Consider the following 12,821-nt stretch of genomic DNA (forward strand, 5'->3'; position numbering starts at 1 on the left):
GTCTTTCACGATTACGAGGTAGCTGAACACCGTCAGCAGCGCATTCAGGCCGACGAAAACCAGCGCGCCGTTGAACGAGCCGGTCTTCGCGACGCGGTAGCCGATCACGATAGGCGTCACGATGCCGCCGACAATCGGCACCTTGCGCGCAAGGGTGAGCGAGTGGCCGCGCCGGATCATCCCATCGGACAAAACACCGCCGAGCACGCCGCCGGAGAATCCGCAAATTGCCGGCAGCGATGCCACGAGACCCGCTTGCAGAATCGTCATGCCGCGCGCCTGCACGAGGTAGATCGGAAACCAGGTCGCACCGCCTCGCGCCGTGTGCTGCATTACTGCGGGCCGAGCGTCTTGATGAGTGCGTCGAGCTTAGCCAATTCCTCTTCGGTCAGATCGGTCAGCGGCGCGCGCACCGGACCCGCGCCGTGCCCGACCAGCTTCGCGCCGGCCTTCACGATGCTGACCGCGTAGCCCGCGCGACGGTTGCGGATCGCGAGATACGGCAGGAAGAATTCGTCGATCAGCTTGCCGACGGTGGCGTGGTCGTCCGCGGCAATCGCACGGTAGAAGTCCATCGCGGTCTTCGGAATGAAGTTGAATACGGCCGACGAATACACCGGCACGCCCAGCGCCTTGTAGGCCGCGGCATAAACTTCAGCGGTCGGCAGGCCGCCAAGGTACGAGAAACGGTCGCCGAGGCGGCGGCGGATCGTCACCATGTTCTCGATCTCGCCCACGCCGTCCTTGAAACCGATCAGGTTCGGGCAACGTTCAGCCAGCCCTTCGAGCATGTCCGCGTTAAGCTTGGAATTCGCGCGGTTGTAGATGATCACGCCCATGTTCGGCACGGACTTGCAAACTTCTTCCGCGTGCGCCGCGATGCCTTCCTGGCAGGCTTCGGTCAGGTAGTGCGGCATCAGCAGGATGCCGTTCGCGCCATGACGCTCGGCTTCCTGTGCATACGCGATCGCCACGCGGGTCGGGCCGCCGGCGCCGGCGAGAATCGGCACCTTGCCCTTGCAGACTTCAGCCGCCGTACGCACGACGTTGGAGTAGTCATCATGCGTGAGCGAGAAGAATTCGCCCGTGCCGCCGGCCACGAACAGTGCCGACGCACCATAAGGCGCGAGCCATTCGAGGCGCTCGGCATAGGTATCGGCGCGGAAATCGCCTTGTTCGTCGAAGTCGGTAACGGGGAAGGACAGAAGGCCTTCCGAAACGATCTGCTTCAGTTCCTGCGGTGTCGTCATGATGAGTATCCAGGGCGGCGATAGAGTGAATTCGGTAGAAATGGAGATTTCTTATACGTCATCGTACAACAACAATTTGACTAACTCAACGGTGTTTTGGCGGCATAATGCACGCCATAGGGGTAAATACGGAACGTCCGGTCGGTGCACCATGTTGTAGGATGACGTATGAATGGTCGGCGAATCAGGCCTGAACCCGCCATAAGGATCGATGACATGGAACAATCCCCCCTCTATATTCGCGTTCACCCCAACGACAATGTCGCGATCGTCGTCAACGACGGCGGTCTGGGTGAGGGCGCCGTATTTCCCGATGGCCTCGCGTTGCGCGAGCGTGTCCCGCAGGGGCACAAGGTCGCGTTGGCCGATCTGGCGGAAGGCGATGAGGTCATCCGCTACAACGTGGTGATCGGTTACGCGCTCAAGGCCTTGCCGAAGGGCAGCTGGATCAACGAGCACGTGATTCGCATGCCGAGTCCGCCTGGGCTGGAAGATCTGCCGATCGCGACCATCAAGGCGCCGGAGATGCCGCCGCTGGAAGGTTTCACGTTCGAGGGCTACCGCAACGCTGACGGTTCGGTGGGCTCGCGCAACATTCTGGCGATTACGACCACGGTGCAGTGCGTGGCCGACGTGGTTCAGCACGCGGTTACGCGCATCAAGGCCGAACTGCTGCCCAACTATCCCAATGTCGACGACGTGGTGAGCCTCGGTCACACCTATGGCTGCGGCGTGGCGATCGACGCGCCCGACGCGATGGTGCCGATCCGCACGGTACGCAACATCAGCCTGAATCCGAATTTCGGCGGCGAAGTGATGATGGTCAGCCTCGGTTGCGAGAAGCTGCAGCCTGAACGCCTGATGCCGCCGGGCACGATTCCGATTGCCGCGGCGGCGAATGTCGCCGAAGTCGCCGACATCGGGGACGTCGAGGCCGACGCGAACGGCGATGTGGTGGTGCTTCAGGACGACTCGCACGTCGGCTTCCAGTCGATGATCGAGTCGATCATGAGAATGGCCGACGGCCATCTGAAGCGGCTGAATAACCGCCGTCGCGAAACTTGCCCGGCCTCCGATCTGGTGATCGGCGTGCAGTGCGGCGGCAGCGACGCGTTTTCCGGGCTGACCGCGAATCCCGCGGTGGGCTTCGCCAGCGACTTGCTGGTGCGCGCCGGCGCCACGGTCATGTTCTCCGAAGTCACCGAAGTGCGCGACGGCGTCGATCAACTGACGGCGCGCGCGGCCAACCCGGAGGTGGCTGCCGCGATCATCCGCGAGATGCAGTGGTACGACGATTATCTGCAACGCGGCGGCGCCGACCGCAGCGCCAACACCACGCCTGGCAACAAGAAGGGCGGCTTGTCCAACATCGTTGAAAAGGCCATGGGCTCGATCATCAAGTCGGGCAACTCGGCGATCTCCGGCGTGCTGTCGCCGGGAGAAAAGGTCAAGCAGAAGGGCCTGATTTACGCGGCCACGCCGGCCAGCGATTTCATCTGCGGCACGCTGCAAGTCGCCGCGGGTATCAATCTGCATGTATTCACCACGGGCCGCGGCACGCCATATAGCCTCGCGGAAGTGCCGGTCATCAAGGTCGCGACACGCTCCGATCTGGCACGCCGCTGGCACGATCTGATGGACGTCAACGCCGGTACCATTGCAACCGGCGCGGCGACGATCGAAGACGTGGGTTGGGAACTGTTCCGCCTGATGCTCGACGTCGCAAGCGGACGTAAAGAGACCTGCGCGGAGAAACTCAAACTCCACAACGCATTGACGCTGTTCAATCCGGCGCCGGTGACCTGATAGTGCCGGTGGTGCCGCCAGTAGCTGATATTCATCAAGAAAAGACTGAGACATGACTGACTCGAACCCTGGCCGCGCGGCGGCACAGAAACCCTTCCGCCGTCTTCTGCTCACCGGCGCAGCCGGCAATCTAGGCCAGCAGTTGCGCGGTGCGCTCGCCGCGTGGGCCGATGTCGTACGCATCAGCGATATCGCGCCGCTGGGCGAGCTGGCGGCGCATGAAGAAGCCGCGATCGTGAATCTCGCGGATGAAGCCGCGGTTCACGCGTTGCTCGAGGGCGTGGATGCAGTTGTCCATCTCGGCGGCATTTCCATCGAAGCACCGTTCGAAGATCTGCTCGAGGCGAATATTCGCGGCCTGTACAACCTCTATTCGGCCGCGCAGAAGCAGGGCGTCAAGCGCATCGTCTACGCGAGCTCGAATCATGCCGTCGGTTTTCATCCGACCACCTCGGTGCTCGATATCGACGCGCCGCTGCGGCCCGACAGCCTGTACGGCGTAACGAAGTGCTTCGGCGAATCGCTGTCGCGCTATTACTTCGACCGCTTCGGTCTCGAGACGGTGTGCCTGCGGATCGGCTCGTCGTTCGAGCAACCGAAGAATCCGCGCATGCTCGTCACCTATCTGAGCTTTCGCGACTTCATCGAACTGGTGCGCTGCTCGCTGTTCACCAACCGGGTCGGCCACGCGATCGTCTATGGCGTGTCGGATAACCGGACCAAATGGGTGGATAACACCAAGGCCGCGTTCCTCGGCTTTCGTCCGCAGGACAGTTCGGTCGAGTTCGAGCATCTGTTTCCCGTCACGGCGCCTACCGCCGAACTCGACGACCCGACGCAGCATTTCCAGGGCGGTCCCTTCGTGCTGGCCGGGCCGATGGAGCCGAAGCGATGAGCGCGGCGGCGCACCCGCCCGTGGAGCGTGTCGAGGCGGCGGGGCAAGCGCCCGCGTCGGTCGGCGAGAGCCCGGTGTGGCGTGCGGCGGAGCAGGCGCTCTACTGGGTGGATATTCCGGCGCGGAAGATCGTGCGGCTGCGGCCCGGTTCGGGCGAGCGGTCCGAATGGGTATTGCCGGAGAAGGTGGCCTGCTTCGCGTTCGATCGCCACGGCATGGTGTTGGCGGGCTGTGAGACGGGACTCTTCGCGCTCTCGCTGACTGAAGATGCATCCACGTGCGCATCCCATGGCGAGCCGCTGGCCGTGACCGGCAGGAAGCTTGCGGCGCCGGTGTTCCCGTTTGCCGACATGCGTTTTAACGACGGCCGTTGCGACCGCCAGGGACGCTTCTGGTCGGGCACGATGGTGCAGGACATGGCGGCGGCAAATCCCGCCGGCGCGCTGTATCGCTTCGACGAGCACGGCGTCTTGTCGCCGCCGGTCGTCGACGCGTTGATCACGCAAAACGGTCTGGCGTGGTCGCCCGATGGGACCACGATGTATCTGTCGGACTCGCATCCGCTGCGCAGGCAAATCTGGGCATTCGACTACGACATCGAAACGGGTGAGCCGAGCAATCGGCGCGTGTTCGCTGATCTGCATGATTACACTGGGCGTCCCGACGGTGCCGCCGTGGACGCGGACGGCTGCTACTGGATCTGCGCGAATGACGCGGGCCGGCTGCTTCGCTTTACGCCACAAGGCAAGCTCGACCGGCAGATTGCCGTGCCGGCCGTGAAGCCGGCAATGTGCGCGTTCGGCGGCAACAATCTGGATACGCTCTTCGTGACGTCGATTCGTCCCGCGGCTGGCGCCACCGAACATGACGGTCATCTGTTTGCGGTTCGCCCCGGCGTGAGTGGTCTGCCCGAGCCTGAATACGCGGGCAAACTCCGATAACGCGAAGTACATGAGACAGGTGCCGGCGTATTAGTGCGTCGGCGCCGAATAATTGTAGTGATTTATTCATCGCTCGTCGTACAACATAGTGGCGAAAATGCCACTTTCCCGCCATCCGCCTTCCCACGAACAATATAATTCCGCGACGCAATGTTTGCGCGTAGTTGTCCGTCTGCTATGGCTTTGCGGCCGGATTTCAAACCGGACACTCTTACGTCAAGCGCACGCTCGTGCGGGTAAATACCGGCTGTACAACCCAAACCGTGTTTTATAGACTTTATAAGTCGTCGTACAACATATGAGCCCAAACAAATCGCTTTCGAGATAGCTTGGGTCGCTGGACAAGGAGGGCAGTGCTCTCTGCGCGCATGACTCACGCGCGCGGAGATCCTGCCGATGCAGTCGAAGTAAAGAAGTCGAGTTGTCTGACAGGAGTGCTGAGCATCTGTGCCGGGGACGTCAAACAGGCCAGCACGGCAAGGCGCCCGCTACCCGCAAGGGCGGCGCGCGTGGAGCCGGGAGACGCACCAAAACCATATCGCATCCGCGTGCGGCCGTCCGCAACGATCGGATGATCTAATTTCAAGGAATGTCACGATGAAAAACAAGTTTGCCTCTTCCCGTGTTTCGATGATCGTCGCGGCCTCCGTGCTGGCGTTCAGCACCGTCTCGGCCCACGCGCGCGTGTTCCGTGTCTCGGACGTGCATGGCGACACCTATCCGACCAATATGGCCGTGAAGTACATGGGGGAAGAGATCAACAAGGCAACCGGTGGCAAGGATTCCGTGAAGGTCTTCGGCAACAGCGCTCTGGGTTCCGAAAACGACACCATCGATCAGGTTCGCATTGGCGCGCTGGACATGGCACGCGCCAACGGTGCGGCGTTCAACGAGATCGTTCCTGAATCGATGATTCCGTCGCTGCCGTTCCTGTTTCGCGACATCGACCATTTCCGCAAGGTGATGTACGGCCCGGAAGGCCAGAAGATTCTCGACGCCTTCAAGGCGAAGGGCATGATCGCGCTGACGTTCTATGAGAGCGGTGCGCGTTCGATGTACGCGAAACGGGCCATTCATTCGCCCGCTGACATGAAGGGCCTGAAGGTGCGCGTGCAGCCTTCGGATCTGATGGTCGATGAAATCAGGGCAATGGGCGGCACGCCGACGCCGATGCCGTTCGCCGAAGTCTATACGGGCCTGAAGACCGGCCTCGTGGACGGCGCGGAAAACAACCTGCCGTCGTACGAAGAAACCAAGCATTTCGAAGTCGCGCAGGTCTATTCCGAAACCCAGCACTCGATGACGCCGGAAGTGCTGGTGTTCTCCAGGAAGGTGTGGGACACGCTGACGCCGCAAGAGCAGGACATCATCAGGAAGGCGGCAGCGGATTCGGTGCCTTACTACCAGAAGCTGTGGACCGCGCGCGAAAACGACGCGGCCAAGACCGTCACCAAGGGTGGCGCAACCATCGTCGCCGCGTCGCAGATCGATCGTCCGGCTTTCGTGAAGGCGATGCAGCCGGTCTGGGCGAAGTACGAAAAGACCCCGCAAATGAAGCAGCTCGTCGACGAAATCCAGGCAGTCAAATAAGTTCGGCGGTAACGCGGTGGAGAAAGGCCTTGCAGCCAGCTGCTGCAGGTTTTTTCCCGCCGCGCGGTTTCCTGATCCGGCTATGGTTGGCAGGATTCCTGAAGATCGAATATAAGTTCGCTGTATGCAAGGATGGGGTCAATGAGATTCATGAAGCGCCCAAATGATGTTCTCTTCCGCTTGCTCGTTGTCGTGGCGTCGGTGAGTCTCGCCACGCTGTGCCTGTTGGTGATTTATGGCGTGGTGATGCGCTATGTCTTCAGCGATGCACCGGATTTCGTCGAGCCCATTGCCCTTTTGCTGGTGATCGTGATTGCCATGTTCGGCGCCGCGCTCAAGGTTCGCGAGGGCGGCCATATCGGGCTTGATTCACTGGTCAAGAAATTGCCGCCGAAAGGCCAGATGATCGCTCACGCGTTTCAGCATCTGTGCCTGATCGTGTTGGCGGTGGCGATTTTCTTCGGCTGCTGGCAGATGGCGGACACGACGATGGAGGACAAGATCCCGATCCTGGGCCTTCCGGAAGCGCTTCGCTATGTGATTCCGATTATTGCCAGTGCCTGTATTGCGCTGTTCTCGTTCGAGAACCTGCTGGGGCTTTTCGCACAGAAACAAAAATAGAAGAATCATGGAACTTGCCATCCTCTCCGTTAGTTTTCTTGTTTTCCTCGTATTCGGGGTTCCTGTTTCATTCGCGTTGGGACTTTCGTGTGTCCTGACCTATCTGTATGAAGGCTTGCCGGCGGCTACCGCCATGCAGTCGATGATTTCGGGCATGAACGCGTTTTCGTTCCTCGCGGTGCCGTTCTTCATCTTCTCCGGCGAGTTGATGCTGCACGGCGGCATTGCCGACCGCATCCTGCGTTTCGCCCAGGCCACGGTGGGCCATTTCCGCGGTGGGCTCGGCATGGCCAACGTGGTTGCGTGCACGCTGTTCGGCGGGGTGTCCGGTTCGCCGACAGCAGACACGTCCGCCATGGGCGGTGTGGTCATTCCGCTGATGAAGCGCGAAGGCTACAGCGCGGCCTATGCGGTCAACGTGACGACCCATTCGTCGCTGGCGGGCGCGCTGATGCCCACGTCGACGAACATGATCATCTACGCGTTCGCGGCCCAAGGCATCACCGGCACGCTGAACGGTCATCAGATGAGCGGCGTGTCGATCGGCGATCTGTTGTTTTCCGGTCTCTTACCGGTTCTGTGGGTGATGGGTTTCGTGCTCATTGCTGCGTACTGGCAAGCGGTCAAGAATGGCTATCCGCGCCGTGCTGACGGCTCGAGCGAATTGCAGCGCTTCCCTGGCTGGCTGGCAGTGGCGCGCACGTTCCTCGGCGCATTGCCGGGCTTGATGGTGATCGCGATCATTCTGGTCTGCGTGGCCAAAGGCATTGCCACCGCCACCGAAGCGGCGGCCATTGCCGTGGCTTACTCGCTGGTATTGACCATCGTCGTCTATCGCACGATGACGCTGAAGAAGCTCTCGCATGCGTTGTCCAAGGCGGCCAAGACCACCGGCGTAGTGCTGCTGCTGATCGGCGTGTCGAACATGCTGCGTTTCCAGATGGCTTATCTGGAGATCCCCGACGCCATCGAACACATGCTGGACGGTGCAACGAGCCTGCCGTGGCTGATGCTGCTCTACATCAACGTCATCCAGATCTTCCTCGGTACGTTTGTCGACATGGCGGCGCACATCCTGATCACCACGCCGTTGTTCCTGCCCATGGCGATGCATGCCGGCGTTGGCCCCGTGCAGTTCGGCATCATGATTTTGTTGAACTGCGCATTGGGTCTCGTGCATCCGCCGATCGGTTCGGTGCAGTTCATCGGTTGCGCGATTGGTAATGTGTCGATAGGTGAAACCACCAAGGTGGCGTGGCCGTATTACCTGGCTATCTTCAGCGCGATCAATATCGTGACGTACGTACCCATGTTTTCGACGTGGTTGCCTAGCCTGATAAATGGCCACCCAGTGTTTTGAACACCTTATTAATAGTCCACGCCGGTGAGACACTGCCTGGCATAAAGAATAAATTTTTTTACAGAGGAGCAAAAATGAAAAAGGCAATCGCAACCTCGGCCCTTGGGTTGGTCGCCCTCGGCGCGCACGCGCAAACCAGCGTGACGTTGTACGGTATCGTCGATACGGGCATTGGCTATCAAAGCAGTTCGACGTCGCTCGGTTCGACCACAGGCGGCCGTTCGGCCGTCAAGATGGTCAACGGCATCTGGGCGGGCAGCCGCTTCGGCCTGAAGGGCAGCGAGGACCTGGGCGGCGGCACGAAGGCGATCTTCCAGTTGGAAGAAGGCTTTAACAGTGCAACCGGCGCGCAGGGCGTGAACGGTCTGGCGTTCAATCGTCAGGCTTATGTCGGTGTGGCCAATTCCACCTACGGTTCGTTGACGGCTGGCCGTCAGTACACCTCGTACTACACGCTGCTGTCGCCCTATAGCCCGACCACATGGCTGACCGGTGCTTACGGCGCACACCCGGGCGATATCGACTCGCTGGATACGCTCTACCGTGCCAATAACTCGCTGGTGTACACGTCGCCGAACATGTACGGCCTGACGGTGAGCGGTTCGTACTCGCTGGGTGGCGTAGCGGGCAGCACCAACGCGGGTTCGACGTGGAGCGCCGCGGTTCAGTACCTGAACGGTCCGTTCGGCATTGCAGCGGGCTTCCAGCGTATCAACAACTCGACGCCTGGCGGCGGTGCATGGGGCGCTGACTCCACGACGTCGAATGCGGGCGCGCAAGCAGGTGTGTCGGGCATCAATAACGGCTACCAGACGGCGCAGGCGCAGCAGCGTATTGCGGTGACGGGCGGTTACGCGTTCAGCTCGCAATGGGATGTCTCGTTCTCGTACTCGAACGTGCAATACATTCCGGGCGTGAACTCGAAGTTCTTCAGCCAGGCGACCTTCAACACGGGCGGTGCGGTCCTGCACTACAAGCCGCTGACGGCGCTCGATCTGGCTGCGGGTTATAGCTACACGCGCGCCACGGAATCGAACGGTATTTCGAGCGCGGCGAGCTATCAGCAGTTCAACCTCTCGCAGTACTACAGCCTGTCCAAGCGCACGGGTCTGTACGCGCTGGAAGCCTATCAGCGTGCGGGTGGCCAGACGATCGGAACGAACGGCCGGAGCATCATCACCGCAACGGCCGATATCGGCGACGGCCAGAACAGCGCGCCGTCTTCGTCGCGCAGCCAGGTGGCTGTGGGCGTGGGCATCATCCACAAGTTCTAATTGTGTAGCGACGCGGCGGTGTCATGCGACACCGCCGCGGCGACGCGTTTCAGATACGCGTCGCTTTGCCTGGAAGTACTCGCTGCGCGCGCAACGCGCGCAGCATTTTCAGCGATGTGCGGCTTCGAGCATCGCATGCATCATTCTCCGCGGCGCGCGTCCTTTGAGCGTCGCACGCGTTGGTCCCACCGGCGCGCTCAGCCGCATCAGCACTCACGCATCCGCTTCGGACCACAAGCGCCCACCGGTTGCCCAATTTTCGCGTTTGACGTCGGTGAGAATAATGTCTACCGAGTTCGGCTCGACGCCGAGCGATTCGCAGGTCGCCTTGGTAATGGCTTCGACGAACTGGCGTTTCTGTTCCAGCGAACGGCCTTCGAAGAGTTCGATATGAAACGTAGGCATTGCATAACTCCGTGATGAATGGCGTTGAAGAAAGACGTGAAAAAGCGAATTCAATTTTAATCGCGGTACGTGCGATCGATCCGGTCGAGCTTGCGGAGCAAAGCGGGCCATTCGAGCGCGCCTTCGATGGCGCCACCGTCGACCAGTTGAGCGGCGGTGCGTGTGGCTACCGCATCGTTGGGCACGACGAGCGCGCTGCCGCATGCTTGCGCCTGCAACTGGATTTCGCAGGCCTTGATCAGCGTGGCCATCAATACATACGCTTCGGCGACGGTGCGGCCGGCGGTCAGCGTCCCGTGATTGCGCAACAGCATGGCCGGTTTGTCGCCGAGATGCGCGACGAGGCGTTCGCCCTCGGTCGGCGTGAACGCGAGACCTTCGTATTCGTGATACGCGAGGTGCCCGTAAAAGCGCAGCGCGTGCTGCGACGCCGGCAGCAAACCGGCGGGTTGAGCAGAAACCGCCACACCCGCCGTATTGTGCAAGTGCATCACGCAGACCGCATCGGCGCGGGCCGCATGCACGGCGGCGTGCAGCGCGAAACCGGTGGCGTTGACCGGATGCTCGCTTGTGCCGACGATGTTGCCTTCGATATCGATCTTCACCAGATTCGACGCGCACACCTCGTCGAATGCGAAGCCGAACGGATTGATCAGAAAGTGGCCGGGTTCGCCAGGAACACTGGCTGAGATATGCGTGTAGATCAGATCGTCCCAGCCGTTGAGCGCCGCGAGGCGATAGGCGGCGGCCAGATCGACGCGGGTCTGCTGTTCGGCTTCGGATCTCGGCCCCGCCTCGGCGACGTAGCCGGCGGGCGCGTGGGTGAATGACATGTCCGTCTCCTGAGATTGCTGGGTGGGCTGACGCTGCGGCCTGACTGTGTGGGCTCAAACAGGTGCCGGGTCTGTGAACAGGACGCGCGGCCCGAATCTATTGCCTGAATCCACGGCGCTAACGTGCGCGGCTGACCGGCGCCGGCGCCGTGCGCCGCCGTTCGGCTTCGTCGCCGCGCTCCGCCGGTTCGAGCACTGCCGCGGCATGCATCAAGCGGCCGGTGAGCCCCTGCATGCTCCAGGTCGCGAGCACGAACGGCGCAGTCATGGCCGGCCACGCATAATAAGTCGCGAACACTTGCAACACGACCGAAAGCGCAATCCCGCCGAGCGTCGCCGCGATGCCGCGATCGGCCAGCGCGATCGCGGTCAGCGCGCCGTTGAATCCTAACAGGCCCGCGTCGAACGAGCTTGTACTTGCGCCGAGCAGGAGGTGCGCGGCGCTCGCGAGGCCCCCGCCAACCAACGCCCAGAGGGCATGCCGCGGCGACGCCGCCGCAATCCCAATCAACACGAGCAAACCGGGCAACGCGCCGGACGCAAAACCGGTTTGCGCGAAGCCGGCGAGTAAGCCGCCGCTCAATTGCGCCGCGCCGAGCGAGTGCAGGGCGGCCAAACTCGCTGTGTGAGTTCCGCTGGTCGAGAATGGAAGCCAAAGCCAAGTGACGATCAGACAAGGGCTCGATAAAACGCCGAGCCGGTACGCGCGCAGTCGGCGCGACCATGGCTCCAGCAACCACGCCGTCCCTGTCGCGGCCAGAATCGCGATGGCAGCAGCCGTCGCATTGTCGGCGATGAAGCTGAACGCGGCGAGACCGGCGAGCGCGCCGTTGACGCCGTGCAGTCCAGCGCGTGTGTCGTCCTCGCGATAGCCGGCCAATACCGCGCTCACGTTGGCCGCGACCGCGCCCATCAGCGCCGCGCAGGCGAGGCGCGGATCGCATAGCAGCCACGCGCCGAGCAGGCACGCGCCGGTCAACGCATTCGGCTGCAGCACGATCTGGCCGAGACTGCGCAGCAAGGTGCGCAAGGCGGCGGATGGTGCGTCGGTTGCGGCGGCGTGCATGGCTTAAAGGCGATGAATTCGAGGTGACGCGACTTTGCGGCGTGCGAATCAGAGCACGCGGCGGGTCGGCTTCAGGTTGAGCGTGAATCGCGAGCATAGGCCACGCACGCCGCGCCGGGCATCGCAAGGTGTTGATAGTGGCTATTTGCGACACCTGCGCGTGATGCGCCGATCCGTCGGTGAACCGAAAGTTTTCGCGCTACGATATGAATCCGGCACGCGTGCCGTGCCGTTCAAACAAGGAGACACGCTGATGCGTGAACTACGGTGGGCATCGGAAGAGGGTGACGGCTTCGAACATCTGGCGTTCGAGGCGCGCGAGGACGGCTTTGCGGTTGAGAGCGTCCTCGTCGGGCAGCGTTACGGCAAGGCCTATGGCCTGCACTACAAGGTACGTTGCGACGCGCAATGGCGCACCACGTATGCGTGGCTGAAGATCGTCGGCGCAGCGGAACTGGAGTTGCATGGCGACGGCGCCGGTCATTGGCACGATGGCCACGGCCTCATGCTGAGCGCGATCGAAGGATGCATCGATATCGATATCGCCGCCACGCCGTACACGAACACGCTGCCGATCCGCCGTTTGCAACTGGCCGAAGGCGAGCGTCAGCCGATTTCCGTGGCCTATATTTCGACGCCTGATTTGCAGGTTACGCGCGCTGAGCAGGCGTATTCGTGCATCGAGTTGAATCGCGTGTACCGCTACGAGGGTATCTTCCGCAATTTCACCGCGGACCTGACGGTGGATGAAGACGGCCTCGTGATCGACTATCCGACGCT

12 protein-coding genes and 1 pseudogene are annotated in these 12,821 nt (G+C 61.7%); 8 read left to right on the plus strand and 5 right to left on the minus strand.

Features of this window, described 5'->3' with window-relative positions; translation table 11 throughout:
* Positions 1-306 (minus strand): annotated as a pseudogene (locus QOC89_RS04395) (hypothetical protein); the annotation flags it as partial.
* 26 nt (positions 307-332) lie between these two features.
* Positions 333-1,250 carry a 5-dehydro-4-deoxyglucarate dehydratase gene (gene kdgD / locus QOC89_RS04400; RefSeq protein WP_323043908.1) on the minus strand — a complete coding sequence of 306 codons (918 nt, stop codon included), beginning with the start codon at positions 1,248-1,250 and terminating at the stop codon, positions 333-335.
* A 216-nt stretch (positions 1,251-1,466) separates the two neighbouring features.
* On the opposite strand from kdgD, the gene garD reads away from it, so the two are divergent.
* The 7 genes from garD (at position 1,467) to QOC89_RS04435 (ending at position 9,737) form a co-directional block, all read left to right on the plus strand.
* Positions 1,467-3,056, plus strand: coding sequence for a galactarate dehydratase (gene garD, locus QOC89_RS04405; RefSeq protein ID WP_323043909.1), 1,590 nt, complete (start codon positions 1,467-1,469; stop codon positions 3,054-3,056).
* 52 nt (positions 3,057-3,108) lie between these two features.
* Positions 3,109-3,951: an NAD(P)-dependent oxidoreductase gene (locus tag QOC89_RS04410; RefSeq protein ID WP_323043910.1), complete on the plus strand. Its 843-nt coding sequence runs from the start codon at positions 3,109-3,111 to the stop codon at positions 3,949-3,951.
* Complete coding sequence (locus QOC89_RS04415) at positions 3,948-4,892, plus strand: SMP-30/gluconolactonase/LRE family protein (protein WP_323043911.1); 945 nt, start codon at positions 3,948-3,950, stop codon at positions 4,890-4,892. The genes QOC89_RS04410 and QOC89_RS04415 overlap by 4 nt, the downstream gene beginning before the upstream one ends.
* Before the next feature lie 597 nt (positions 4,893-5,489).
* Positions 5,490-6,482, plus strand: a complete 993-nt coding sequence (locus QOC89_RS04420) for a TRAP transporter substrate-binding protein (RefSeq protein ID WP_323043912.1) — start codon at positions 5,490-5,492, stop codon at positions 6,480-6,482.
* A gap of 141 nt (positions 6,483-6,623) precedes the next feature.
* The gene (locus QOC89_RS04425) at positions 6,624-7,103 is read left to right on the plus strand and encodes a TRAP transporter small permease (protein WP_323043913.1); all 480 of its coding nucleotides are present in this window, start codon (positions 6,624-6,626) and stop codon (positions 7,101-7,103) included.
* A gap of 7 nt (positions 7,104-7,110) precedes the next feature.
* On the plus strand, positions 7,111-8,463 hold the full coding sequence (locus QOC89_RS04430; protein WP_323043914.1) for a TRAP transporter large permease: 1,353 nt from the start codon (positions 7,111-7,113) through the stop codon (positions 8,461-8,463).
* Between the two features lie 74 nt (positions 8,464-8,537).
* The gene (locus QOC89_RS04435) at positions 8,538-9,737 is read left to right on the plus strand and encodes a porin (protein ID WP_323043915.1); all 1,200 of its coding nucleotides are present in this window, start codon (positions 8,538-8,540) and stop codon (positions 9,735-9,737) included.
* A 213-nt stretch (positions 9,738-9,950) separates the two neighbouring features.
* Here the strand turns inward: QOC89_RS04435 and QOC89_RS04440 are convergent, their stop codons facing one another.
* The 3 genes from QOC89_RS04440 to QOC89_RS04450 all read right to left on the minus strand — a co-directional run bounded on the left by QOC89_RS04440 (position 9,951) and on the right by QOC89_RS04450 (position 12,041).
* Positions 9,951-10,253, minus strand: a complete 303-nt coding sequence (locus tag QOC89_RS04440; protein WP_323043916.1) for a 4-oxalocrotonate tautomerase — start codon at positions 10,251-10,253, stop codon at positions 9,951-9,953.
* Positions 10,199-10,975, minus strand: coding sequence for a class II aldolase/adducin family protein (locus QOC89_RS04445; protein WP_323043917.1), 777 nt, complete (start codon positions 10,973-10,975; stop codon positions 10,199-10,201). The genes QOC89_RS04440 and QOC89_RS04445 overlap by 55 nt, the downstream gene beginning before the upstream one ends.
* A 118-nt stretch (positions 10,976-11,093) precedes the next feature.
* Positions 11,094-12,041 carry an urea transporter gene (locus QOC89_RS04450; protein ID WP_323043918.1) on the minus strand — a complete coding sequence of 316 codons (948 nt, stop codon included), beginning with the start codon at positions 12,039-12,041 and terminating at the stop codon, positions 11,094-11,096.
* 253 nt (positions 12,042-12,294) lie between these two features.
* Here QOC89_RS04450 and QOC89_RS04455 point away from each other — a divergent pair.
* A partial coding sequence (locus QOC89_RS04455) for a putative glycolipid-binding domain-containing protein (protein WP_323043919.1) occupies positions 12,295-12,821 on the plus strand: 527 nt, incomplete at its 3' end.

This window comes from Paraburkholderia sp. (assembly GCF_034668105.1).
Classification (GTDB): Bacteria; Pseudomonadota; Gammaproteobacteria; order Burkholderiales; family Burkholderiaceae; genus Paraburkholderia.

What these genes read in the sequence shown, in the direction of transcription:
- kdgD (WP_323043908.1), bottom strand. Translation starts at nt 1,250, where the DNA reads ATGACGACACCGCAGGAACTGAAGCAGATCGTTTCGGAAGGCCTTCTG.
- garD (WP_323043909.1), top strand. Translation starts at nt 1,467, where the DNA reads ATGGAACAATCCCCCCTCTATATTCGCGTTCACCCCAACGACAATGTC.
- QOC89_RS04410 (WP_323043910.1), top strand. Translation starts at nt 3,109, where the DNA reads ATGACTGACTCGAACCCTGGCCGCGCGGCGGCACAGAAACCCTTCCGC.
- QOC89_RS04415 (WP_323043911.1), top strand. Translation starts at nt 3,948, where the DNA reads ATGAGCGCGGCGGCGCACCCGCCCGTGGAGCGTGTCGAGGCGGCGGGG.
- QOC89_RS04420 (WP_323043912.1), top strand. Translation starts at nt 5,490, where the DNA reads ATGAAAAACAAGTTTGCCTCTTCCCGTGTTTCGATGATCGTCGCGGCC.
- QOC89_RS04425 (WP_323043913.1), top strand. Translation starts at nt 6,624, where the DNA reads ATGAGATTCATGAAGCGCCCAAATGATGTTCTCTTCCGCTTGCTCGTT.
- QOC89_RS04430 (WP_323043914.1), top strand. Translation starts at nt 7,111, where the DNA reads ATGGAACTTGCCATCCTCTCCGTTAGTTTTCTTGTTTTCCTCGTATTC.
- QOC89_RS04435 (WP_323043915.1), top strand. Translation starts at nt 8,538, where the DNA reads ATGAAAAAGGCAATCGCAACCTCGGCCCTTGGGTTGGTCGCCCTCGGC.
- QOC89_RS04440 (WP_323043916.1), bottom strand. Translation starts at nt 10,253, where the DNA reads ATGGCCCGCTTTGCTCCGCAAGCTCGACCGGATCGATCGCACGTACCG.
- QOC89_RS04445 (WP_323043917.1), bottom strand. Translation starts at nt 10,975, where the DNA reads ATGTCATTCACCCACGCGCCCGCCGGCTACGTCGCCGAGGCGGGGCCG.
- QOC89_RS04450 (WP_323043918.1), bottom strand. Translation starts at nt 12,041, where the DNA reads ATGCACGCCGCCGCAACCGACGCACCATCCGCCGCCTTGCGCACCTTG.